This is a genomic window from Sorangium sp. So ce296, assembly GCF_051529605.1.
GTDB lineage: Bacteria > Myxococcota_A > Polyangia > Polyangiales > Polyangiaceae > Sorangium > Sorangium cellulosum_D.
Map to the genome: position 1 here is coordinate 1,789,440 of NZ_CP150325.1, position 24,231 is coordinate 1,813,670.

20 protein-coding genes are annotated in these 24,231 nt (G+C 70.6%); 9 read left to right on the forward strand and 11 right to left on the reverse strand.

The genetic code is table 11. The annotated features are described in order from the left end of the window. Nucleotides 1-231 precede the first annotated feature (231 nt). The gene (locus WME98_RS06780; RefSeq protein ID WP_237244354.1) at nt 232-438 is read left to right on the forward strand and encodes a helix-turn-helix domain-containing protein; all 207 of its coding nucleotides are present in this window, start codon (nt 232-234) and stop codon (nt 436-438) included. Between the two features lie 364 nt (nt 439-802). On the opposite strand, the gene WME98_RS06785 is transcribed toward WME98_RS06780, so the two are convergent. Further along, the gene (locus tag WME98_RS06785) at nt 803-1,183 is read right to left on the reverse strand and encodes a phage integrase N-terminal SAM-like domain-containing protein (protein ID WP_437950546.1); all 381 of its coding nucleotides are present in this window, start codon (nt 1,181-1,183) and stop codon (nt 803-805) included. A gap of 313 nt (nt 1,184-1,496) precedes the next feature. On the opposite strand from WME98_RS06785, the gene WME98_RS06790 reads away from it, so the two are divergent. From WME98_RS06790 to WME98_RS06805, 4 genes are all read left to right on the forward strand, one after another. After that, nucleotides 1,497-2,498: a restriction endonuclease gene (locus WME98_RS06790; RefSeq protein WP_434047587.1), complete on the forward strand. Its 1,002-nt coding sequence runs from the start codon at nt 1,497-1,499 to the stop codon at nt 2,496-2,498. A gap of 109 nt (nt 2,499-2,607) precedes the next feature. Continuing rightward, the gene (locus WME98_RS06795) at nt 2,608-3,363 is read left to right on the forward strand and encodes a hypothetical protein (protein WP_437950547.1); all 756 of its coding nucleotides are present in this window, start codon (nt 2,608-2,610) and stop codon (nt 3,361-3,363) included. Between the two features lie 138 nt (nt 3,364-3,501). Continuing rightward, nucleotides 3,502-5,007, forward strand: a complete 1,506-nt coding sequence (locus WME98_RS06800; RefSeq protein ID WP_437950548.1) for a hypothetical protein — start codon at nt 3,502-3,504, stop codon at nt 5,005-5,007. A 189-nt stretch (nt 5,008-5,196) separates the two neighbouring features. Further along, on the forward strand, nt 5,197-6,282 hold the full coding sequence (locus WME98_RS06805; protein WP_437950549.1) for a hypothetical protein: 1,086 nt from the start codon (nt 5,197-5,199) through the stop codon (nt 6,280-6,282). A gap of 279 nt (nt 6,283-6,561) precedes the next feature. Here the strand turns inward: WME98_RS06805 and WME98_RS06810 are convergent, their stop codons facing one another. Next, nucleotides 6,562-7,428: a hypothetical protein gene (locus tag WME98_RS06810; RefSeq protein WP_437950550.1), complete on the reverse strand. Its 867-nt coding sequence runs from the start codon at nt 7,426-7,428 to the stop codon at nt 6,562-6,564. Between the two features lie 1,101 nt (nt 7,429-8,529). Between WME98_RS06810 and WME98_RS06815 the strand changes: the two genes are divergently transcribed. Continuing rightward, nucleotides 8,530-9,054, forward strand: a complete 525-nt coding sequence (locus WME98_RS06815; RefSeq protein ID WP_437950551.1) for a hypothetical protein — start codon at nt 8,530-8,532, stop codon at nt 9,052-9,054. Nucleotides 9,055-9,056: 2 nt separating this feature from the next. Beyond that, nucleotides 9,057-9,935: a hypothetical protein gene (locus tag WME98_RS06820; protein WP_437606092.1), complete on the forward strand. Its 879-nt coding sequence runs from the start codon at nt 9,057-9,059 to the stop codon at nt 9,933-9,935. Between the two features lie 10 nt (nt 9,936-9,945). On the opposite strand, the gene WME98_RS06825 is transcribed toward WME98_RS06820, so the two are convergent. Then, on the reverse strand, nt 9,946-10,593 hold the full coding sequence (locus WME98_RS06825; protein WP_437950552.1) for a hypothetical protein: 648 nt from the start codon (nt 10,591-10,593) through the stop codon (nt 9,946-9,948). 11 nt (nt 10,594-10,604) lie between these two features. Beyond that, nucleotides 10,605-11,282, reverse strand: a complete 678-nt coding sequence (locus tag WME98_RS06830; RefSeq protein WP_437950553.1) for a hypothetical protein — start codon at nt 11,280-11,282, stop codon at nt 10,605-10,607. Between the two features lie 736 nt (nt 11,283-12,018). Between WME98_RS06830 and WME98_RS06835 the strand changes: the two genes are divergently transcribed. Continuing rightward, on the forward strand, nt 12,019-12,222 hold the full coding sequence (locus WME98_RS06835) for a hypothetical protein (RefSeq protein WP_437950554.1): 204 nt from the start codon (nt 12,019-12,021) through the stop codon (nt 12,220-12,222). On the opposite strand, the gene WME98_RS06840 is transcribed toward WME98_RS06835, so the two are convergent. The 5 genes from WME98_RS06840 to WME98_RS06860 form a co-directional block, all read right to left on the reverse strand. After that, nucleotides 12,223-13,152, reverse strand: coding sequence for an FAD binding domain-containing protein (locus tag WME98_RS06840; RefSeq protein ID WP_437950555.1), 930 nt, complete (start codon nt 13,150-13,152; stop codon nt 12,223-12,225). It abuts the gene before it with no gap. After that, complete coding sequence (locus tag WME98_RS06845) at nt 13,149-13,631, reverse strand: (2Fe-2S)-binding protein (RefSeq protein ID WP_129578334.1); 483 nt, start codon at nt 13,629-13,631, stop codon at nt 13,149-13,151. Before WME98_RS06845 ends, WME98_RS06840 begins: the two co-directional genes overlap by 4 nt. Continuing rightward, nucleotides 13,628-15,943, reverse strand: a complete 2,316-nt coding sequence (locus WME98_RS06850) for a xanthine dehydrogenase family protein molybdopterin-binding subunit (protein WP_437950556.1) — start codon at nt 15,941-15,943, stop codon at nt 13,628-13,630. The genes WME98_RS06845 and WME98_RS06850 overlap by 4 nt, the downstream gene beginning before the upstream one ends. Nucleotides 15,944-16,065: 122 nt before the next feature. Further along, entirely contained in the window at nt 16,066-16,704 is a 639-nt protein-coding gene (locus WME98_RS06855) for a nucleotidyltransferase family protein (protein ID WP_437950557.1), read from the reverse strand. Continuing rightward, entirely contained in the window at nt 16,701-17,663 is a 963-nt protein-coding gene (locus tag WME98_RS06860; protein WP_437950558.1) for an XdhC family protein, read from the reverse strand. Before WME98_RS06860 ends, WME98_RS06855 begins: the two co-directional genes overlap by 4 nt. A gap of 188 nt (nt 17,664-17,851) precedes the next feature. Between WME98_RS06860 and WME98_RS06865 the strand changes: the two genes are divergently transcribed. Next, nucleotides 17,852-19,768 carry a HEAT repeat domain-containing protein gene (locus WME98_RS06865; RefSeq protein WP_437950559.1) on the forward strand — a complete coding sequence of 639 codons (1,917 nt, stop codon included), beginning with the start codon at nt 17,852-17,854 and terminating at the stop codon, nt 19,766-19,768. A gap of 1,748 nt (nt 19,769-21,516) precedes the next feature. Here WME98_RS06865 and WME98_RS06870 read toward each other — a convergent pair. Beyond that, nucleotides 21,517-22,830, reverse strand: coding sequence for a hemolysin family protein (locus WME98_RS06870; RefSeq protein ID WP_437950560.1), 1,314 nt, complete (start codon nt 22,828-22,830; stop codon nt 21,517-21,519). A gap of 63 nt (nt 22,831-22,893) precedes the next feature. Continuing rightward, nucleotides 22,894-24,225 carry a glutamate--cysteine ligase gene (locus WME98_RS06875; protein ID WP_437950561.1) on the reverse strand — a complete coding sequence of 444 codons (1,332 nt, stop codon included), beginning with the start codon at nt 24,223-24,225 and terminating at the stop codon, nt 22,894-22,896. Between the last annotated feature and the right edge of the window lie 6 nt (nt 24,226-24,231).

Below are 24,231 nucleotides of genomic sequence, written 5' to 3' on the forward strand. Positions count from 1 at the left end.
TCGGTTTGGCGGGGTTCGGCCACGCTGCCCGGACGGTTGGCGCCGTCGCGGGCAGCACTTGCTTGTGGGGAGCTTACGTGGTGCAGAGGGACCCAGCAATCCAAATGTGCCATATGGGGCAGTATTCCAGATCGGACGAGCGCCGATTCCTTCGCCATGCCTGATGCGCGGTTGGAGGAGGTGCTCCGCTTCATTGGGGCTAACGTTCGCCGGATCCGCGAGAAGCGCGGCATGACGCAGCAAGAGCTCGCCGACGCGGCTGGGATCGCCCTCCGCTTCCTCCAAAAGGTCGAGCACGCCCAGAGCAACGTCGGGGTGGCGGTCCTTGTGAGGCTGGCCGACGTGCTCGGCGTCCGACTCGGCGTGCTGTTCCGCCAGCGGGAGCTACCGCCGGTGAAGCGGGGCCGGCCACGCAAGGCACGACTCCGCGAGCCGTGATCCCGAACGTTGGGCAAGCGCTTCGAGGCCGCTGCGGAACGAGGCGGCGCCCACGTCACGTGCGTGGCGCGCAGCATCGCCCATGGCACGCCGACGCCCAGATCCTGGGCCGCTCGCCTGCTTCGGGACGGAGCTGCCCCGGTGGGCGTGACGATGACGGGATCGGCGAGGGGGATGCCCATCGCGAGCGCGCGGCGTGGACGCCGCGGCCGAGCTCGAGTCGTCCGGTGTGGAGCCCGCACGAACACGCGTTGGTCTCCTTGACAAGGCGGGGCAGCCGTCAGGTACGCTACCTTTCACGATGGGTGGGGCCGGCACGACGGGGTGGGGTCGGAGCTCAAGGCGCTCCCCGCTGACGCAGCGGTCAGCGGCCAAGGGGGCTGATGACGCCGAGAGGGCCGCGGTCGATGATGTGGGTGTCGATCATCGTGGTCCGCCCATCGTTGTGGCCGAGCAGCGTCTGGATCGTCCTGATGTCGAGCCGCGAGAGGACCGAGGGGAGGTGCTCCGGCCGGCGTGCCCGTTCGAGCGCTTCGAGCCGGGGTATCTGCAGGTCGAGAACCCGCTTGTAAAGGAAGAGGAGCGCGCACAGCGCTTGGTTCTGCGTGGATGCCGCGGGGCGGCGTGCGACCGCAAGCTCGTCAAGGAAGGCCGTGACCTCTTCCGCGCCCATCTGCCGTGGGAGCTTGCCGCTGTAGAAGCGGATGGGTACCCAGCCGTCGGCGCGAATCTTGCGCGACGACACCCCGTCGCCGTCCGAGACCTAGCAACAGGAATACGTAGGTACGCAGCGGCGGCCTATCTCCGCAATCCCGCAGATAGGCTGCGGAAGGCCGTGGCCTATCTGCGGGATTGCGGAGATAGGCCATGATGGACCGCGACTTATCCTCGGGAATACGGAGATAGGGTGCCACGGCTCGCGGCCTACATGTAAATGCGTAGAGATATCGCGCATCACGACTGATTGCGACGTTGGGCTGCCCGCGCTTCCGTTACGATGCCTTCGCTGGCAACTTGATCGTCCGATGCAGAACCCTGGCGTGAACCTGTAGAGGTTGATGGTGAAGGTCGAAGAAGCCCGAGAAACTCTCGCGAGTGCAGCCGAGGACGAGGACCCGATCATCATTCCGGCCTCCGTACTCAAGGATCTTACGCTCGACGACATCCCCGAAGGCGCATCCGTCCAGATCGGGACGATGAAAGAGGGCGTCTACCACATGGAGTGGAACGGACGGCTCTATCGAGACGGTGGCGGTGTGAGCGGGGAAGCTGAACATCTCTGGACCCGGAAGTATTGGTACGCACCGCTCGGATTGGAACAGTATCTCGACCTCGTTCGTCGAGCCGTCGAAACCCGCCACCGGCTCCGCGGAGACGTAGAGTTGACGGACTACGACGACGATGGCGCATACATTCGCCTTCAGTTCAAGATCCGCACGGATGAGAGCAACCCGGCCAAGGCGTACGAGAAGGTTCGTAAGATTTCTGATGAGGTTGAGGAGGTCGCAGAGCGCGCCGCCGACGAGGTCGGAAAGCGCATCGCAGAGGTTGCGGCACGCCTCTCTGGCTGGGGCTCGGAACCTCTCGACAAACTCGTCGAGAAGGTTGAGACCTCAAAGTCCACGGATGATAAGGGGCGCAGCCTTGAGGAACTCGCCAGCCGGCTTTTTGAACAGATCCCCGGATTCGACGTAACCGGCAGATTGCGCACGGCGACGGAAGAGATCGATATCTCGATCCTGAACGATGCAACGGAGCCGCGAATCCGGCGCGAGTCAGCGCTGCTGCTCGCGGAGTGCAAGAACTGGACGTCCAAGTGCGGGAAGGACGAGTTTGTGATCTTTCGCGAGAAGCTCGAGAATCGCAAACGCCGGTGCTCTCTCGGCTTTCTCATCTCGTGGAACGGCTTCACCACTACGGTCACGAAAGAGATGCTGCGAGGGAGCAGAGAGGAGGCACTCATCGTTCCCGTGACCGGGCAGGACATCCGTGCAGCGGTTCGGTCTGGCGACGTTCTGAAGGAACTTGTGCGGTGCTGGGATGCGGCTGTCACCCTGTAGGGCAGCCCAACAAGGCAATGCACCCGACGGCGCACGGAGGCTCGCTCCGCTCGCCACCGTGCCCCGCGGGTGATTGCCAAGTCGTTAGCCGGACTATAGGAGAAAGCACATGCCCCGGTTTGTTGCTACAATCACTCCGTCCTATGTAACCCTAAGAAGCCTCTATCTCGAAGCGTCCGCCTGGGAGACACAGCTTCTCGAAGCCGGTGGGAAGGCGACCGTTTTGCTTGATGGCGACAAGGAGTTCAGTGCCGAGGGTAAACTTAACCCACGAGGCGGGTTGAGCGGTATGGCGAAGCTGTACAAGAGGCTCGGCCTTTCGACGGGCATGAGTATCGAGTACACAATCCCCAGTAAGAACACGCTTGTTGTCTACCCACCCTCTTCTAACACTGGGGCCGGCGTACCGCCCGCTCCGACGCCGTCGGCGAACGAAACAGTCTTCGAGCGAAAAAAGCTTAAGCATATACACCTGGAGGCATTTCGCCCGGAGAATTTGAACCACTGGGAGCCGGAGACGGAGCCCGACGTCTACCTAGCTTTCGGCGTTCTCCAGGAGTTTACCGACTTTCAATATTGTTGCGGAGCCTCTAAAGCGCTCCTCCAGAAGCTCGGTGCAATCAGCGAGGGGATAACGAAACCGGATGCGATCCTCATCGATCGAGCGACCGACCAATATCTGATGGCGGAGTGGAAGATGCGCTCGTCCGATTTTTCTTCCAACCACAAGGCTGAGGACATCGATGTCCTTGTTTGCTGGATCGACGACGAGACAGACAAGGGAAAGCTGCCGCCTCGGGTCCTTGCGTTGAAAAACGTCGCACGGCAGGCCGCCGAGAGCACGCTGGACGGCGACGCGGGCTAACATGCGGCTGGTGCCGACTGCGCTTCGCGCGGCGGCACACCCGCAAGTCGTTGGGCAGACAAGCCGAGCACCCATGAGCATCCAGGCAAGGTTGCCTCGCCGAGGGGCGCGACAGGTTCGTAAACAGAGGTTGGAATAATGAGGACGATCGCGGGCAAGCAGTTCCGAGTTTATGGTGATGGACCTGCGAAGACCGAAGCAGATCTTCGTGCCCAAATCCGTGGCCTGAACTTGCGCGATTCCTTGCGAGCGATTGCCGAGGCTTATGCCGCGGTCGCGTCCGCACGCGACCGGTTCGTCGTGATTCATGACGTCCCGATTCCCCCGACTGCACTCGCATATATTGCTCTTCTCTTCATCCTGGAGTGCTCCGACGAGGGTTCTGGCCACCTGAACGACAGATCGCTAGCAGCGCTCGTTGACGACTACCACAACATGACCGAAGCGGGACTCGAGAACGATGCTGTACTCGAGTATCTGATTCGCCAAGGTCAGGCACAGTTCTCCTTCCAGCACCACGATCCGTACGCGCTTCCACGGTTCCTGGTCGCCTTTGGGGAGATCTGGCCGGCTCGGCCCCGTGGCCGACTCCCTCCGGACGTGGTCTCCGAAGCCACGGGGTTCAATCTCGAACAGCTGCTACTCTTCGGTCAATCGTTCGCTGGTATGGCGAAGCGACAGGGCTACATTAATCCGTACCCGCCGCCGGCCGCCGATAGTTCCCGCCCAGTCCTTCGTCTCTTCAGCCACGAGCAACAGGCTGCATTCCTCGATAGATTTTCGGCGACGTACGCACAGATCAGGGCCGACGCCTTCGAGCCACCCAGTCCGGCGTTGGCCAAATACCGATTCAACCCTCTGTTCTTGTACCCTCTGATCAGACCCGACATCTCCCCGCCCACGGACACACCGGTTTTTCTGGTCCCTTGCTACCAATTCCTCATTGAACGCGTTACTCACGGTATCTTGTTCGACTGCCGGAAGAAGTTCGGACCCTCCTTCGACGAACAGTTCGGATTCGTGGCGCAGGAGTATGTGGGCAAGCTGCTTGGTGAGGTTTTTCCGGAAGCAACGATCCGCCCGGAGTTCTCGTACACGATCAATGGCAAGAAATACCTGAGTCCGGACTGGTTGGTTCTGGATGGAGAGCGCGCCGTTGTGGTCGAAGTCAAGAAGTCGCTTCTTCGATCCAAAGCCAAGGCATTTGGCCACTCTGATAGCGTAAAGAGAGATTTGGAGGAGACTCTTCATGCGGCCAAACGGCAGCTCTGCCAGTTTAAGAGCCACCTCCCCCACATCAAAAACATGCCTCGTCCGGAAAATGTCGAACTTGCTGCCGTGTTCTGGGAGGAGGCATCGTGGGTCAACTCCATTCTTCAGCGCGACTTTGGAGGGGAAGCGGGCGACGATGTTGTGCACGCGATGTCTGTAAGGGAGCTCGAACGTCTCGTCGCGCGGAGTAAGGCGTCATCGCTGTACGACCTCCTCTGGGCGAAGCGATGGGTCGGCGAGGAGGCCCGTCTGATGGACGTTGGCGACTGGATGGCCCACCATGCGCCGCCGGAGGAAGCAGAGAATGATTTTCTCGTTGCTGCACGCGATCGATTCTTCGACAAGTGGGAACTCGGCGACGACAACAAGTAGCTGCCCAACTCACGGCTGCTGCCGGCCGCGCTTCGCGCGGCGGCAGAGCCGTCATCGTTCGGCGCCAGAGCGCATAGCCGACGGTTGTTGTCGCCCAACACCTCATGCGGGGCGGGAACGCCGCGGGGCAAAGCACGTCGTCGCCGATGTCACCGCGCCACGCCACGAAGTCGCCGGCGGGCGACGGTCGTGGTAGCGCTGCTCCTGATGGCGAAGGGCATACGCACGGCGGCGACGCGCAAGGTTCGATCCTCGCAGCGACAGCGGCGTGTTCGCGTCTACACCGCCTGGCACCCGGTGCTCGTCGCGCTCCTGGAGCACGTGCTCCCCGAGGGCTGGTACCAGTGCATCTCGGAGTTCCAGCTCGCCCGCGAGCCCCTCCGCGTCGACATCGTCATCCTCCGTCGCAGCCGTCGCGGAGCCCCACCCAGGCCGCGCCTGCTCACGAGCGTGGTGGGCGAGCTGGCCGAGCACACGCTCGTGCACTTCAAGGGGCCGACCGACGAGCTCGAGCGCGACGACGCGCGCATGCTCCTCGCGTATGCGCTCCAGTACCTCGTGGTCGCCGAGATCGAAGCTCCCGCCGCGGTCGCCCTTCGCGTGCTCGCGCCCAGCCTCACCCCGCGCTTCACCGAGGCGCTGATGTCGCTCGGCTGCACGCTCACACCGACCGGGCCGGGCACGCACGAGGGGCGGCTCGGTGTCTTCCCGCTGCGGGTGGTGGAGACGGTGCCCGCCAACGCTCGCGAGGGCGAGCATCTGCTGTACACTGTGACCCCTGGGATGGTCGCCGACCCCGGCGGCATCCCGGCGCTCTCCCCGGCGGAGGTCGCGGTGTTCTGGGCGCTCCTGGAGCATGTCGAGCAAGTTCGGCACCCCCTCCCGGGGCAGAGGAAGCGGCACATGAAGGACGAAAAGCGGGTCGTCGAGAGCTTCGAGCAGGCGCTGGCACGCCTCGTTGCGCGGCTGCCGCCCGAGCAGCGCCTCGCGGGGCTCGCCCCCGAGCAGGTGCTGCAGGCGTACGCGCCCGAGCAGCGCCTCGCGGGGCTCGCCCCGGAGCAGCGCCTCGCCGGGCTCGCCCCCGAGCAGCGCCTCGCCGGGCTCACCGAGGCGCAGGCGGTGCTCGCGTTGCCGGACGCGATGCTTCGTGCGTTGTCGGAGGAGTACCTCGCGACGCTGCCCCGCCAAACGCAAGCGGCGATTCAGAAGCGCCTCGGGGCGGCATCGGGGCGGCAGCCCGCGCGCCGACGAAAGACGCGCAGCCCTTCGAGATGACGACGGGAGAACGCAAGCCGCGGTGGTGGTCGCGTGATTCGTTCTTCCTGACCGGGCGCCGAACAAGCCAATGCGGCTGCCGGTTCGGGCAACCGCGCTTCGCGCGGCAGCCCGCCCCACAGCAGATTGGCGAGGCGTTCGGCCCGCGCCCGCCACGGGCGACGAGGAGACGGCGGTGGCGGAGCGCGACCGGCTGGGCGAGGCGCTCCTGCCGGAATGACGGAGGGGTTACGGCGGGTCCGCAGCGCTAGCGCGCCGCGTTCTCGATCCGGCGCGGCTTCAGACCGGCGCGCCTGTCGGCTCGACCGGCGGAGGCTCGGGCGGCGCCGGCTCGTCCGGCGCGGCGGCGGTGCCCCGGCGCTTCGGGCGGAGCCGCCGCAGGGCGTTGCGGAACGAGGCGGCGCTGAAGCGGCGCTTGCCCTCGGGGATGTCCCAGCAGGCGTTGACGCCGGCGGCGCGCGCCTCGTGCCCGAGCAGCGTGGCATAGGTCACGATGGAGTTGCGGAGCACCATCGCCTCTTCCCGGTTGCGCAGGCCGAGGATGCCGAGCAGGTCGCGGCCGCTCACCTCGTCGAGCAAGGCGCTGCCTTCGCGCAGGAACTCCTCGGTGAGGCCGACGGGCGACAGGCGGGTCTGGTGCTGCTCAGCGAGCCGGAGCAGCATGGCGAGGTCGCTGGTCTCCTCGGTGAGCGTGCCGCTCGTGTTGACGTCGGCGAACTGGTCGGCGACGTCCGGCTCGAACGCGAACGCCTGGTCGGCGAACGCCTTGAGCCGCGCGCGCCACGGCCGGCTCGCCTTGATCACCTGGTCGACGGGCCGCACCTGGTAAGCGCCGGTGCGCTTGCCCTCGCCGAACCAGAGGTTCGCCGTGTCGAGGAGCTGGATGGCGCCGCGGAGCAGCGCGCGGCGCTCGGGGCCGTAGGCCTTGCTCGCGAGCGGCGCCTCGTACTGGACGACGGACAGGTAGAGGTCCCGGAGCTCCGTGAGGGTGGTCGAGATGGGTTGGCTCGGCTCCATGACCTCGCGGACGATGCGGTCCATCTCGGGGCGCGCGGTATCGAGGAGGGTCCGGAACTCCGCGGGGGTGGCGACCGCGCGGGTCTCCTTCAGGGCGGCGAGCTGCTCTTGCGACAATTCGATTCCCATGAACCTACCTCCAGTGGGGGTGGCGAGCGGGCAGACGTAGCATGACGGCAGAGCTCGCAGCGACCCACGTGGGCTCCGGCGATCCGGAGAGCACGACTGCGTCTCCGCGGCGCCGCGCCAGCGCGCCCGGGGGGCGCCCCAGCGCACCGGCGCGTGGGCCCAGCGGGCCGGGAGCGCGGCCAGCGCCGCCGAGACGGCCGGGAATCGTGTCAGCAGGTCCGAGGAGCCGTACCAGCACGTTCGAGGAGCCGTACCAGCACATTCGAGGAGCCGTACCAGCACGTTCGAGGAGCCGTACCAGCACGTTCGAGGAGCCATACCAGCACGTTCGAGGAGCCGTACCAGCACGTTCGAGGAGCCGTACCAGCAGGTCCGAGGAGCCATACCAGCACGTTCGAGGAGCCGTACCAGCACGTTCGAGGAGCCGTACCAGCGGACGCTGGCAGGCATCCCGGGGCTGCTGGGGGAGTCGCCGGGAGGTGCTGGCAGGGAGCCGCGAGGTGCTGGCAGCCCGCCGGCCGATGCTGGGCACGGCGCGGCACGGCGCGGGCGTCACGCGCAGCGGTGCGCACGACGGCGGAGTGGACGCAGGCGTGCGAAGCGGTCAGCGCCGAGGCGCCGTACCGGCCGCCGCTCGTGACACCGAAGCCGCGTGGGGCGGAACCGGATCGCGTCGCCGTGGCGCTCGACGACGGCGCTCTTGAGTTTGTCCGGGCGGGGCGGCGAAGAGTCCCCATCGGGTGCAGCAAGGCGAACAATGCACGATTCTATCTGGACGAAATCCTTGGGGCCAGCGGCTGTGGTGCCCGGCGTCCGTCTGCGCTCCACAGACTGCGGGGCGTAGAGCGCCGCTGCCCAGCGCGTCGCGACCGACGCACCTGCGCGCGGCGACGCGAGCTCGTCCCGACAGGTGCCCCGGCCGCGACGGCGATGTCGTTGAGGAGTTCGACGACATCTGCCGCAAACGTTGCGGCGGCCGAGCCATTAGTTTATGTCTGGGAGGGGCCTTCCTCGGGTGGCCGGCGCTTGTCGGACGCGTTGAGAGCCCCTTCGCGACGCACGCCAAGCTCCAGAGTGCCGTCCCCTCGAGGAGATTTTCACATGAGGCGCCATGAATTGAGGAGCTGGGTGCCTGCCTGGAACACCCGGACGGCGGTTCGAACGGCACCGATGGTCATCGCCGCTGCTGTCGCGGGGCTCGCCCTCGCGGGCTGCACGTTCGGCGATGACCCGCAGAGAGCTCAGCCCGTCGTCGGGAACTGGTTCGATCAGAACTGCATCCCCGCGGAGTGCTTGTTCGAATGTTGTCAGGGGTGGAATTATAATAGAGATCCGCTCCTCCGCGGAAGAAGATGGTATGGTCCTCAGTGCGAGGAAATCCGGAAAAAGAGCGCTGCTTATTCGGAGTACGTTTATTTGATGTTACTGGAGCAGAATTGGTGCACTGAGGATTTTACCTACTTCGAGTCGGGGTACTGCGCGGTCGTTAATCCCCCCGACGTCATCAAAGAGTTCGGGCCCGATGGACAGCCCGTGTATGCGAGATTGAGCTTCTTGGTCTGCCCGCCGCGGGGACAGCCAGCGGCGCACCCCATGGAGGATGTGGAGCTCATCCCCGAGGAGTGAGGGTGGTAGTGATGGTCCTGCCTGCGCGCATCCTCGCGACCGTCATTATCGTCGTCTCCGCCTTTGTCCGCCCCTCGAAGGTGTTCGCTCACGCGGGCCCCTGCGCGGCCCCCGAGCCCTTCAACGGGTTCTGGGGCGTTGGGCAGTTCCAAGTGAGACAACGCGTGGCGGGAATTCCGCTCCTCGCCATGACGCGCTTTTCGTACAGGCAGATACGATACTCTCCCTGCGCCGGCGGGATGCCCGTGCTCCCTCTCGGGATCGGCGAAGCGAGCATTGGCGTGGGGGTCCCTGTCTTCGACAACCGGCGCGGCGGGTGGCTTCTGCAAATGACCGCCAAGGGGCAGGGCTCGCAGAGGCCGAGCGAACCCGTGAGCGGTGTCATCACCAGCGCACCCGCCACCGCGGGTCACATAAACCTTTGGGAGACCGCGCTGCCGTTGATCCAGCTCACGGGGGCGGCGTCGGCGGCCATCATGCCGCAGCCCTCGGACGTTCCCCTGTCGATTGCGTATCTCGGCGGCGTGCGGTTCTACGCTCTTCATGGCAAGCGCGCGCAAGCGAACTTGGGGTTCATGGTCGGCGGCAAGAATGGTGTCGTCAGCGCCGTTCCCTCGCTCGCGGTCCGGGGCAGCGACCTGGCGATATGGGGTCATAAAGTCGCGATGGGATTAGAGCTCCGCTCACCCATCGAGTTCTCTGGCGGCCCGATACCCGTTCGGTGGCGGCTCTGGGGTGCCTTGACCTTCGCGCTCGACAAGCTGGACGATGGGAGGAGCGACCACGCGCGCGACACGCAAACGCCCTGGTCTTCCTCCGACCTGGTCGGTTCACCCATCGAAGCCCCACCCACCCAGACGGTCTGGGAGATGACGTTATGAACGCGTTCGTTCATTCGGGAGACAGTCCGAATCTTTTGCGGCACCTGCGGAATGTCTCTTGCACATTACGTATCAAGTCGTCCCTTGTCCTCAATGCGCGGTTTTGCTCTGACTGTGCGACTCTAAATTTTTCTTCTTGCGTTAGCTCGTCTTCGTCCAGATGCGCTGAAAAGTCGTCGAAGTTTGTGCATTTTTCGACACTATTGACGAGAAACTCTCCAACCCCCGCCTCGTCCACGCATGATGCGCTGTATGTCAAGACGAACAGCAGGTTGCTGTGATCTGTAATGGTGCCGCAAACGTAGGCATTGGACAAGGTCTCTCGGACTCTGCATTCTTCTACCTCTTTTTGCAGTGCCTCGACCTTGGCGGCGGCTTTCTCCACCCCGGCGTCGTCCGTTTCTCCCGGAGGAGCCGTCGCCGTGGCCGGCGGGATGGCTGTGGCTCTCGCGCGCGCTTTCACTGCGCGTCGGCACGCAGCGAGCTCCCGCTTCACCTCAGCATCAGGGATCGACGCCGCGCTCTTTTCCATGGCCGGAGGTCTGCGCTCCCGCGTCGCCCAGCCGACCAGCACGCCACCACCAAAGACGAGGCCGAGCACGGCCACCGCGATAAGGAGACGAACTACGAGGCCAGCGCTCTTGGGGCGTTCGCTCATGTGTCAATCTCCTAAGGCTTCGGTGCCTGCTTCGGCATCGGAGGGAGCTTCGGGGGCGTCTCCGTGCACGTCCAGACGAACTCTTTCAGGCTGCGGAGCAGCTCTTCTTCCGTGAGCGTCTCACGAATCCGGATCGCTTCCGCGACGAGGCTCGACTCTTCCTTCGTGAGGTCGCCCAAGCGAAAATCCGCGGGAATGTCCGAGAGCGCCGCGCAGCTCTCGAAGTTCTGCTCGATGAGATCGGCAGACCTAGACTTCGGCCCGCACATCAACCCATCCTTCGGTAAAGCCATCAGCGCCCTGAACTGACGAGCCGCGGCGCTGCAAACCTCCGCGTTGACCAGGATTTCGCTCTTCCTGCACCGTTTCAGCTCCACCTCGAGCTCCTCGACGGTGGCTGCTTTCTCGGGAGCGTCTTGTTGCCCTTCCCCCGGAGGAGCATCGGCGGCCGAGGCGATCGCTTGCGGCTCCGAACGACCTGCCAGTTTTTCTTGACATACAGCGAGCTCTCTCCGGTCTATCCGCGTCGAGCGATCCGAAGTAGGCTCCTCTCTGTTCTCCGTCGCCGGTGGCCTCCGGTCCAGGATCGATCTGCCGACCAGCACGCCGGAGCCAAAGGCAGGGACGAGCAAAACCGTCGCCGCCAGAACACGAATGGCGTGCCCCGTCTTCTTGGCGCTCTCCATCATGAGTCGCGCGTCCGCCCCCCGAGCTCGGCCCGGCCCGCGTCGTCGATGAGTTCGTCGCAGTTCGCAGGAGGTCTCGGATCCGGCATGGAAACGAGGGTACACCCAGGTGCCGATACGAATCGAGCGCGTCTCGCTCACGCGCGCCGTCGAGGGTCCGGAGCTCCGAAACAGCCTCAGGGCCGCGCGCCCTGCAGCTCGGCGTCTCGATGTCGGCCCTCCTCGCAAGGCGACGTGAGCGCCGGCGGGGGGCTGTGCGCGGCGGCGCGCGGGTGGGCGCGATCGAGCACCGAACGAGGTGCCATAAGCTCTCAGGGGATTCTACGGCTCAGTCGCGCCTTGTGTAGCGCGCGACGAGACGTCTCAGAAGGCATGGCCCGAAGTGAGACATGCCGGGTGGTGTTGCATGCGCAAGCTCCCCGGCCCCCGTCTCGGCGGATGGCCGAGCGCCCACCCGCGCGCCGCCGCGCACAGCCCCCCGCAGGCGCGCGGCTCGGCGCACCCGCCCGGGCTTGGCCCCGCCCGGCTCGGATCCCTCCGCGGCGCCTCAGGTGCCCGCAACGAACCGGCCGCCATGTCGAGGTCGTCCCTTCGCTCGTTCTGGACACCCCCGCAGCCCCGGCATCCACGCTTCGACCCTTCCGCGCGATGTTGCAGCGCCGTCGCGCGCGCGTGGCCCATCCAGCGCATCCTCCCGCCGCTCGGGCCGCCCCGGAGCGTTCGTCGTCGAGGAGTGCTCATGAAATACGACATCGGCATGATCTGTCAGGCCTGCGGCTGCGTCACCATCTTCCAGGCCGGCACCGACACCCCGCGGCGGTGCGCTCGCTGCGACGACGTGGACATGGATCCTCCGCCCGCGCCGCCGTCGCGCGAGCGGCCGGCGCGGTCTGGCGGGCGCAGCCGCCGGCCCGAGGCCGCGCAGCTCGACGGGATGGAGTGATCAGACCGGCGCGCCGAGCTGCCGGAGGAGCTCTCGCACCACCCCGCGAGCGCAGTGCTCCCGGTAGGCCCGCGTCGAGCGCACGTCGTCGATGGGCGCGATGTCCTGCGCCACCGCGGCGTCGACCTCCGCCGCGGTGAGCTCGCCGAGCGGGCGCGAGACGCACAGCGCGCGCACGGTCGGCAGGAGCGCCGTCGTGGGCGCGACCGACGCCATCCCCAGCCCGAGCCGCGCGAGCCGCCCGGAGCGCACCTCGGCCACCCCCGCGAGCGCGACCTTCGAGATCGCCTGCGCCCGGCGCGCGCCGACCTTCCGCCAGTACCAGGGCGATCCGCGCTCCGGCAGCGCGATCTCCACGGCCACGATCACCTCGTCCGGCGCGCGCGACGTGCGCTTGTAGCCCGTCTGCAGGGCGCTCATCGGGATGCGCCGCTCGCCCCGGACGCTCTGCACCACGACGGTCGCGTCGTAGGCGGCGAGCGCGGCGACGCCGTCGGCCGCCGGCGACGCCGTGGCCAGGTTGCCGCCGAGCGTGCCGCGCGCCTGGATCTGCACCGCGCCCACGTCGCGGCTCATCCGCGCGAGGAGCGGCGCCCGCTCCACGATCGCGTCGCTCCGGCGCATCTCGAGGTACGTCGTCGCGGCGCCCACCCGGAGCGTGTCGCCGTGCGTGCCGGCGTGGATCGAGATGCCGCGCAGGTCCGAGAGCCGGGACACGTCGACGACGAGCGGCGGCGCCGCCAGGCCGGCGCCGCCTGGGGCCGGCGCGCCGAGCGGCGGCCGGAGCTCCTGCTCGACGACCCAGTCGGTGCCGCCGGCCAGGAGCGCGACCGCCGCGCCGCGCGCGGCCTGCTCCGCCACGAGCTCGCACAGGGCGCCCAGCCCCGAGACGCGCCGCATCTCGAACAGCCCGAGATCCGCGATGCTCACGGCGCCTCCCCTCCCCCGCCGCGGCGGAGCGCCGCCGCGGCGCGGACGCTCTCGACGATCCGCTGGTAACCGGTGCAGCGGCAGAGGTTGCCCGCGAGCGCCTCGCGCACCTCGAGCTCCGACGGATCCGGGTTCCGCGCGAGCAGCGCCTCGGCGGAGATGAGCATGCCGGGCGTGCAGATCCCGCACTGCGCGCCGCCCTCCTCGATGAAGCAGCGCTGCAGCGGCGACAGGTGCCCGGCGGCCCCGAGGCCCTCGACCGTCGTCACGCGCCGCCCCTCGCACTGCCCGATCGCGACGAGGCACGCGTTCACGGGATCGCCGTCGATCAGCACCGTGCACGCGCCGCACTCGCCCTCCGCGCACCCCTCCTTCGTGCCCGTGAGCCCGAGCGGCCCCCGGAGCGCGTCGAGCAGCCGCGAGAGCGGCGGCAGGTCGACCTCGCGCGGCGAGCCGTTCACGACGAGCGATACCTTCATGCGCGCTCCCCTCCCCCCGCGGCGCCGCGCGCCGCCTCGAACAGGCGCTCCGGCGTGAGCGGCAGCGCCCACGCGGCGATCCCCGTCGCGTGCTCGACCGCCGCGGCGATCGCGGGCGCGCCGCCGTCCATCGGCATCTCGCCGATGCCCTTGGCACCGCCGCCCGGACCGAACGGGAACGGCGCCTCGACGAGGTCGACGTGGAACGGCGGCGCGTCGAGCGACGTCGGGATGATGTAGTTGGTCATCCGCGGGTTCCTGATCTTGCCGCCCTGCCAGACGATCTCCTCGGAGAGCGCCCAGCCGATCGCCTGGAGGCTGCCGCCCTCGATCTGCCCCTTGCACATCACCGGGTGGATCGCCTTGCCCACGTCGGCGGCCGACCAGAAGTCGACGACCGTCACCTCGAAGGTGTCGAGGTCCACCTCGACCTCGGCCACGTCGCACGCCCAGCCGAAGCACGGGTACGCGTCTCCCTTGTAGGCCTCGTCGTCCCAGCGCACGTAGCCCGGCGGCTCGTACTGCTTCAGCGACGTCACCTGCCCCTCGCGGGCGAGCAGCAGGTCGGCCGCCTCCTCGAAGCTCGGCGCCGCCGCGCCCGCGCGCCCCTCCGCCGCGGCGCGCTGCCGCGCCGCCTCCTGCTCCGCGCGCACGCGGCCCGAGAGCTCGCGCGCCGCGGCCTCGAGGATCGACCCGACCACCATGACGGTGCGCGACGCCACCGTGGGGCCCGAGTCGGGCACCGTCGTCGTGCACGGCACCGCAAACTCGACCCGGTCGAGCGGCAGCCCCGCCGCGTCCGCGGCGATCTGCCGGAACACGGTCTCCGTCCCCTGGCCGATGTCCGTCGACGCCGTCCGGATGCGGAGGCGCCCGCCGGGCGCGAGATCCAGCGCGACCTTGCCCTTGTAGTAGCGCTCGCCCGACCCGGTGAACCCCGCGCCGTGCATGAACACGGAGAGCCCGATCCCGCGCGCCACGCGCCCGCGCACGACCGGGCCGGACGCGCGCTTCTGCTGGTAACCGCTCGCCTCGATCGCCTTCGCGATGCACTCCTCGCCCGCCACGCTCGCGTGGAGCACCTGCCCCGTCGCGGTCGAGTCGCCGGGGCGCAGCACGTTCTTCGCCTTCAGGTCGAGCGGATCGCGGCCGAGCTCCCGCGCGACGCGGTCGAGGTGCCGCTCGATCGCCCAGATCGTCTGCGGCGCGCCGAAGCCGCGGAAGGCGCCGTTCGGCGGCGTGTTCGTCGCGACGGCGGTCGCCTCGATCCACACGTCGTCCCAGCGGTACGCGCCCGAGGCGTGGAGGGCGCCGCGCGACAGGACCACCTGCGACAGCGTCGCGTACGCGCCGCCATCCATGAGGATCCGGACCTTCAGCGCGCGGAGCGTGCCGTCCCGATCGCAGCCGCTCGTGATCTCGCACGACGCCGGGTGCCGCTTCGTCGTCGCCTCGATGTCCTCGGTCCGGTCGTAGATCATCCGCACCGGCCGGCCGCTCTTCTTCGCGAGGAGCGCCGCGTGGAGCGCGATGATCGACGGGTACTCCTCCTTGCCGCCGAAGCCGCCCCCGGTCACCGACTGGGTGATGTGGATCCGGTCGGGCGGGAGCCCGAACGCCTTCAGGAACGCCTTGTGCACGTAGAACGGGCACTGGATCGAGCCGGTCGCGTGCGCGCCCGCCTCGTCCCACCAGGCGATGACCCCCTGCGGCTCGATGTAGAGCTGCTCCTGGTGGTGCGAGGCGTACGTGCCGGTGACGACCACCTCGCAGCGCGCGAGCGCCGCGTCGATGGCGGCCTCGCCGCGCTCCCGCTCGGCGTCGGGGCGCCCCTTCGTGATGAGGTACCGCTTGATGACGTTGTCGGCGCCCCAGATGATCTCCTCGCGCTCGAGCGACGCGCGCATGTCGAGCACCGGCGGCAGCGGATCGATGTCGAGCGCGACGGCCTGGACCGCCCGCGCGAGCTTCAGCCGGTCCGCGCAGCCGAGCAGGACGATCGGCTCGTAGGCGTGGTTCACCTTCCCCGTCCCGAGGATCGGCTGATCGTCCAGGATCAGCGCGACCACGTTGACCGGGACGTCCTCGGCGAGCACCACCGTGACGTCGCTCCAGTCGAACGCGGGGTCGAACCGCACCCCGCGGAGGATCCCGCGCGGCACCGGGCTCCGCACCGTGCGCCCGAAGATCTCGCCCGGCATCGCCGGGATGTCGTCGACGTAGCGCGACGCCCCCGTGACCTTGGGGGGGCCGTCGGCGCGGGGCACGCTGATCCCCACGGCGCTCGCTGAGGCTGGAGGGCTCGTCGCCATTCTTCTGCTCCTCCTCACCGACGATAGCCCGGTCCCCCGGGCGACGTCGACCCGGCGCCGCGCGCCCCCGCGCCCGGCGCGCGACGTCGGCGAGCGCCGCAGCGCCGCCGCGCCGGCGTCCGTCAGGCCAAGAAGCGCGGCGGCCCCCCGAGCACGCGGAGCACGTCGACCGGGACGTTCAGGTCGTGCAGCACCCCCGGATCGTCCACCTCCTCGTCCACGCACCGGTCGCCGAGCGCCCTCAGGTGATCCCGGAGCGGCGGTGGATCCGCCTCGAGGTAGCGATGCAGCGCCTCGGCGCGCAGCACCACCGGGTGGCCGCCGCGGCCGAGGTGCCGCGGCCGCACCGCGAGCGGCGCCGCCGCGGACGGCGCGCCCGCGTCGAGCCGGGCGAGCAGCCGCCCCACCGTCGCGGCGCTCGCGGGGGGCACGTCGACCGGCGTCACGACGACGGCGTCCGCATCGCCGATGCGCGGCGCGGCGACGGCCAGCGAGCCCGCCGGGCCGAGGTCGTCCCGGGCGGTCCACGAGACAAGGTCGATGCCCGGCCGCACGTGGGCGAGCAGCGCGTGGAAGACGGAGGTGCGCACCACCACGAGCACCCGCGCGCTCTCGGCCGCGAGGCGCGCCTCCGCGTGCGCGATCGCCAGCGGCCGCTCGGCCCCGCCCTTCTCCGCCGCGGGCCAGGCGAGCAGCGCCTTGGGCCCTCCGAGCCGCTTGCCCGCGCCCGCGGCGAGCACGATCGTGATCACGGTCTTCATCGAGCCTGCTCCTCCCCTGCCGGCGCGACCGCGACGGGCGACGCGGACGGCGCGGACGACCACCGCGCGCGCTGCCGCCCGGAGCGCCAGGCGATGAGCTCCGCGGCGAGCGCGACGCTGATCTCGGCCGGCGAGCGCGCCCCGATGTCGAGCCCGACCGGCATCCTGACCCGCGCGACGTCGCGCTCCGCCACCCCCTTCGCCTCGAGCCGCGCGCGCGTGCGCGCCGCCTTCGCCCGGCTCCCGACCCCGCCGACGTAGCCGAAGCCGCGCGCGAGCGCCCACGCGATCGCCTCCTGGTCGAGCCCGTGATCGTGCGTCATCACGAGCGCCGCCGCCTCGCCGAGATCCCCCGGCAGGCTCGCCGTCACCTCGGGGTCGTCGTGATCGGCGAGCACGAGCCGCACCTGCTCCGCGAGCGCCGGCATGGGCCCCTGCTGCGCGCCGTCGTGCGGCGGCGGCACGCCGGCGAGCGGCGCGGACGGCAGCACGCGGGCGGGGTCGGCGGCGGCGGCGCGCGCGTCGCAGAGGGTGACCCGGAAGCCCAGCGACGCGAGGAGCGGCGCCGCGAACGCGCCCACGTGCCCGGCGCCGATCACGACGACGTGCACCGCGGGCAGCATCGGCTCGATGAGGACGTCGACCGAGCCGCCGCAGCACATGCCGAGGCTCGGGCCCAGCCGGAAGGTCTCGAGCTTGGGGGTGGTGGCGAGCTCGTCGAGCGCGCGCCCCATGATCCCGAGCGCCGCCCGCTCGACGGCGCCGCCCCCGATCGTGCCGATCGCGGTGAGATCCTCGAACAGGCAGAGCTTCTGCCCCGGCGTCGACGGCGCCGACCCGTGCCGCGCCACCACCGAGGCGAGCACCACCCGCCGCCCCGCCTCCAGCGCGCCGAGCGCCGCGCGCAGCACGTCGTGCGGCAGCGCCGTCCGCGGGATGACCTGGCTCAGATCCGGCATGGTGGAACTCTAGCGACCCGGGGACCGAAAACGAGAGCGCCGAGAGCGCCCGCGCCGAAAGAGCTTGCCGGAACGCCGCGCTTGTCGCGAAAGTCGGGCCCGCGCGGCGAGCGGCGCAGGCGCCCCCCGGATCCCGCCCGGCGACGGACGGCGAGATCCTCAATGAAAACGTGGAGATCCGAGACCCCATGAGCTCCCCCGCCACGCCCGACCCCGACCTCCAGCGCGCCCTGTCGGACCCGGGGTTCACCCCGGGGCGCCGCCACTTCGCCGCCCTCATCGCGCTGCTCGAGGCGGCCGGCGAGCCCGCCGAGCTGGCCGAGCGGGCGCTGCGGCGCGCCGGCGCGGCCGCGCTGCCCGCCGCGCTCGATCGCGCCGCCGCCGCGCCGCCGTCGCTGCGCGCTCCGCTCACCCGGCTCGTCGGCAAGCTGATGGCCGCCGCGCCGATCGAGCCCGAGATCGCCGGGCGGGCGCGCGACTACCTGGTCGCGCGCCTCCGCGACGACGACCGCCGCACGCGCCGGATGGCCGCGGTGGCGCTCGGCAAGCCGCCCGCGGCGGACGTCGATCGGCCGCTCGTCGAGCAGGCGCTCGCCGAGGCGGCGCGCGGCGAGCGATCGCCCGACGTCCGCCGCGCGCTGATCGACGCGCTCGGCAAGGTCGGCGGCGGCGCCGCGCTCGACGTGCTGGCCGAGCTCGGCGGCGACGACGACACCGCCGGCGTGCGCGCGCGCGCCGAGCTCCTGGCCAGGAGGACCCTCACGCGCGGCGAGCCGTCGGAGATCGCCGGCGATCGCGCGCCGGAGCGCCCGGTGCGCGTGGCGGTGCGCTGCCGGCGCGGGCTCGAGGCGATCCTCGCCGAGGAGCTCGCGGCGCTCGACCGGGGCTCTCCGGGCGGGGCGCTCGTCCCCGAGCTCCGGAGCGATCCGTGCGGCGGCACGCGCGTCGAGGTGATGCTGAGCGGCCGCCTCGACACGCTGTTCGGGGCCCGCACGATGCTGTCGTTCGCGCTGCCGCTGCCGCTGCGGAAGCTCGAGCCGGGCGCCGATCTCGCCGCGGCCGTCGCCGAGCGGCTGCTCTCGCGGGAGTCGCGCGAGATCCTGGGCCGCTTCACGAACGGCGCGGTCCGCTACCGCATCGACTGGGCCGGCGGCGGCAAGCGCCGGGCCGCGGTGTTCCGCGCCGCGGCGGCGGTGGAGGCCGAGGCGCCGGAGCTCGTGAACGATCCGACCCAGAGCACGTGGGACGTGGTCGTCTACGAGGGCGCCGGCCGCGCCCGGGTCGAGCTCGCCCCGCGCCTGCCCGACCCGCGGTTCGCGTACCGCCGGGGCGACGTGCCCGCGGCGTCGCACCCGACGATCGCGGCGGCGCTCGCGCGCATCGCGGGGGCGCGCGCCGACGACGTCGTCTGGGATCCGTTCGTCGGCTCGGGCCTGGAGCTCTGCGAGCGCGCCCTGCTCGGGCCGTACCGGCGGCTCGTGGGCTCGGATCGCGATCCTCGGGCGCTCGCGGTCGCGCGGGAGAACCTCGACGCCGTGGGCGCGCGCGGCGCGGAGCTCCTCCAGCGCGACGCGCACGGCGCGCCACCCCCGGGCGACGCCCCCACGCTGATCCTGACGAACCCGCCCCTCGGGCGGCGCGTCGAGCGCACGGGGGATCTCGAGGCCCAGCTCGAGCGCTTCGTCGAGGGCGCCGCGCGCGCGCTCGCGCCCGGCGGGAGGCTGGTGTGGATCTCGCCGTTCCCCGAGCGGACCGAGGCGACCGCGCGCCGCTCAGGCCTCCGGCCCGAGGCGCTGCAGCGCGTGGACATGGGCGGCTTCGACGCGCAGATCCAGAGCTTCCACAAGGCAGAGGCCCGGCCGCAGGCGAGCCGCGGCCGAGGCGACGGCCGGCGCGGGGACCGGCTGGACCCCCCGCGGCCCGGGCGCGCCGGGCGCGGCCCCGAGCAGGCCGAGCTGCGCGGCGAACAGCATCGCCCCCGCCGCCAGGAGCAGCGCCACGATCACCGCGATGATCATCCCGAGCCGCCCCGAGCGGTCGGGCGGCGCGTCGGTGAGCATGGCGTCGTCGAGCTTGCCGAAGGGCGCCGGCGCCGGCGCGGCTGAGCCCTGCTGCGACGGCGCGCCTGAGCCCAGCTGCGCCGGCGCGGCGCTCGGCTGCGCGGGGAAGGCTTTCTGCGGGGCCGGCGACGCTGGCTGCGGCGGGCCCGCCGCACGGGCGGCAGCGGCGCTCGGCTCGCGGAGCCCACCGGCGTCGGCGCTCGCGGGCGCAGGGGCGAGCGGCGACCCCGGCGCGCGATCGAGCGGCGCTCCAGCGGGGCGGCCCTTCGCCGTCGCATCGGCGAGCGCCGCTCCGGGGGGAGCCGCTCCGAGGGGCGCCGTCACGACCTGGAGCGGCGCGTCGGACGTGCCCTGGGGCGCCTCCCGCGTCCGCGTCGGGACGTCGTCATCGTCGTCGTCGTCATCGACGACCGTGGGCGCGTCCAGCGTGGGCTCGTCGTGGATGTCGTCGTCGAGATCGCCGAGGAAGGGCATGTCGCCGCCCCGAGGCTGCGGCCTGGCCGGCGCGCCGAGCTCCGCGCCCGGACGCTCGCGCCCGGACAGCGCCGCGCCGGGCACCCCGAGCGCCGACGCCTCGCGAGGGCCTCCGGCCGGCGACCCCGCGCTCGCTCCGGGCCTCCCAACGCCGCCCACGCGGTGCGCGACGGACGCCGTCCCTCCGAGGCGCGAGGGCGTCGCCGCGGCCGGCCCAGCCGCTCCGCGGGCGTCGAGCGACCCCTCCCGCATGAGCGTCACGTGCTCCTCGCCTTCGCCGTCGTCGCCGAACGACTGGGTCAGCGGGACCGCCCCCATGCCCGGGAGCCGCCCCCGCGCGACCGGCGCGGGGCCCCGCGCTGCGGGAGCGGCCGGCGCGGCTGCGGCCGCCCTGGGGACAGCGGCGGCGCCCGGCCTCGGCGCCGGCGCGGCTTGGTACGCCGCGGGCGGCTGCGGGCGCTCGGGCGGGAGGGGCGGCGGCGGCTGCCCAGCCGCTGCTGCCGCCGCGCGCTGCGCGATGATCGCGTCGAGCTGGCTCGAGCTCAGCGGCGCGACGCGCATCAGCGTCCGCACCTCGTCGTCGTCCTCGTCGCTCGTCGAGTCCTCGTCGTCGAGCGGGAGCAGCGTGCGCACCGCGGGGTCGGGGTGCCATTCCTCGAGGGCGCGCCGGAAGGCGGCGGCGTTCGTCGTGCGGAGGGAGCGATCGCGCTGGAACGCGTCGTCGAGGACCCGCTGGAGATCGTCGTCGCCGACGTCGAAGACCGCGAGCGGCGCCGGCGAGGAGCTCGCGATCCGCTGCCGCGTCTCGGCGTCGCTCCCGCCGCCGAACGCGCTCGTCCCGGTCAGCACCTCGTAGAGCGTCGCCGCGATCGCCCACACGTCGTCGCCGGGCGAGAGCGTCCCGCCCGCGACGCGCTCGGGCGACTGGTAGGCGATGCGGCTCGGCGTCTGCCGCAGATCGGCCAGGATGGCCTTCGAGGTGCGATCGACCGCGGTCGTGAGCACGCACTCGGGCGAGATAGCGCCGTGCGCGACGCCGAGGGCGTGCAGCGCCTCGATCCTCTTCGCGAGCCGGATGGCCCAGCCGACGGCATCGAGCTCGTTCAGCGGGCCATCGCGCAAGATCCGAGTTGCAAGCGTTTCCACTTACGGAGCCAGCGTAGTACCGGTCTGCCGAAGTTTGTACCTGGATCCGCGTGCAGCTCGCCCCCGAACCACCCGGCTCCGGGATGCGCGCCCGGGCGTGCACCGCCCTCCCGGGCGGCGCCCCCGACGGACGGCGCCGGCGCGCGGATCCGCGGCGTCGGGGGCGGCGCTCGTCACGACCGCTCGCCCCCGGCCGCGTCGGTCGGGACGATGCGGACGCGGCGCACCCGCCGGCCGGCGACGTCCATGGCGACGAGCGTGTACCCCTCGCACTCGACGCGCTCGCCGGCCTCCGGCGGGTGCTCGAGCCGGCCGAGCATATACCCGCCGACGGTCTCCACGGTCTTCACCTCGGGGAGCAGCACGATATGGGCGTCGCGCTCCAGGTCCGCGAGCAGCACGCGGCCGTCGACGTCGACGATGCCGCCGCCGCGGCGGTGGATGGGCGGCACCTCCTCGTCGTTCTCGTCGCGGATCTCGCCGACGATCTCCTCGATGAGGTCCTCCATCGTGACGAGCCCGATGAACTCGCCCGACGCCGAGGTGATGATCGCCACCGGCACCTGGCGCGCCTGCATCTCGAGGCGGAGGCGCTCGACCGAGGTGTTCTCGCGCGCGAAGATCGGCTTGCGGAGCAGCTCGGCCACGCGCGTCGCGCGGCGGCGGTGGCTCAGGACGTCGAACAGGTCGCGGAGGTGCAGGTAGCCGAGCACGTTCTTGCCCTGCTCGTCGAGCACCGGATACCGGGAGTACCCGGCGTCCGCCACGGTCCGCACCGCCTCCTCGATCGTCATGTTCGCGCGCAGCGTCGCCGCGTCGGAGCGGAGCGACATCACGTGCCTCGCCGTGCGCCGGCGCAGGTCGAAGATGCGCACGAGCATGCTGCGCAGCGCCGGGTCGAGCCCGGCGGGGCTCTTGGTCAAGAGCAGCCGGAGCTCCTCCGAGGTGTGCGCGATCTCCTCCTCGCCCGCCGGCCGGAGCCCGAACAGCCGGACGAACCCGTTCGCCATCGAGTTGAGCGCCCAGATCACCGGCCACATCAGGACGAAGAAGCCGTGCAGCGGCCGCGCCGCCCAGAGCGTGACCTTCTCCGTCCGCTGGATCGCGAGCGACTTCGGCGCGAGCTCGCCGATCACGGTGTGGAGCGCCGTGATGATGATGAACGAGATGCCCACGGCGATGGCGTGCGCGCCGACGCCCGACCACGCGCCGAGCGGCGCGAGCAGCGGCTCGATGAGGTGGGCGATCGCCGGCTCGCCGATCCAGCCGAGCCCGAGGGACGCGAGCGTGATGCCCAGCTGGTTGGCCGAGAGGTACGCGTCGAGCCGCTGCGACATCTGGAGCGCGAGCTGGGCCCGCGCGTCCCCCTCGCGCACGAGCTGCTCCAGCCGCGTCGGTCGCATCTTGACGATGGCGAACTCGGAGGCGACGAAGAACGCGTTGAGGAGCACGAGGAGCGCGGTGCCCAGGAGATAGACGAGCGTCATGCCAGCCTTCGTCCTCCCCCGGGTGCGCCCCTCGCCCCGCGCCTGCTCGGCGGCGAGCCGCGCTCAGATCCTCGCACGATGGAGGATCTTGCTGCGCAGGTCCGGGTCGTCGTTGCTGAGTCCATCGACGAGAGCATCGGCTGGGGACTGCCCCTTGGCGACGAGCGCGCTGAGCCGTTCGAGGTGGGCGCGCTCGTCCTTGCCGTTCTTGTTCAGGCGCGCGCGGCGCTCGAGGCCGCCCGACGCGATCGACAGGAGCCGCTCGGCCATCGCCGCGAGCGGCTTGCCGCGGAATGTAGCGCGGAGCGCGCGCTCGGCGATCATCGGGCGCACGGCCTCGAGCTCGTCGAACCTGAAGCTCTCCGAGAGGGCGTCGGCCTCGTCGAGCGCGCGGGCGTCGTACAGGATCCCGGTCCACAGCGCCGGGAGCGCGCAGACCAGGTTGGCCGGCAGCGAGTCCGCGCCGCGGACCTCGATCGTCCGCTTGAGCCGGACCTCCGGGAACAGCGTGTTGAGGTGCATCTCCCAGTCGGCGCGGGTGGCCCGGTGCCCCTGGAAGCCGTGCTCCAGGAAGTCGCGGAACGTCTGCCCCGTGTTCTCGATCACCTCGCCGTCGCGCTTGATGAGGAACATCGGCGCGTCCACCGCCCACGCGACGTAGTCCGAGAAGCGGCGGCCGCGCTCGAGCACGTTGCGGAGCAGCCCCTGCCGCGCGGGGTCGACGTCGAGCCAGACCTTGGCGCGGTAGCTCCGCCCGCCGAACAGCGCGCCCTCGTAGAACGGGGAGTTCGCGAAGATCGCCGTCACCAGCGGGGAGAGCCGGAGCGACACGCGGAGCGCGCGCATCGCCGCCTCCTCGCTGGCGTAGTCGAAGTTCGCCTGCACCGTGGCGGTGCGGCGCATCATGTCGAGGCCGTGCGCGCCGCGCGTCGGCAGGTAGCGCCGCATGATCGCGTAGCGCGCCTTGGGCACCCAGGAGAGCTCGGCCTGCGACGCGAACGGGTGGAACCCGATGCCGAGCCAGGCGAAATTGAGCTCGGCGGAGATGTCGCGCAGCTCCGCGAGGTGCCCGCTCATCTCCAGACAGATCTGGTGGATGCTCTCGAGGGGCGCCCCGGACAGCTCGAGCTGCCCGCCCGGCTCGAGGGTCACCGAGGCGCCGGCCCGGGCGAGCGCGATCAGCGGACCGCCAGGGGTCTCGTGCTCGGGCGTCCAGCCGTGCCGCTCGACGAGCGCCTGGAGCACGGACAGGACGCTCCGCTCGCCCTCGTACGGGATGGCGGCGCCCGTCCTGGCGTCGACCCCGAACTTCTCCGCCTCGGCGCCGATCCGGTGGAGCGACTCGGGCTTCACAGCCTCGTGGAAGGGAAACAGCAGGTCGTCGAACGTCTTCAACGGTTG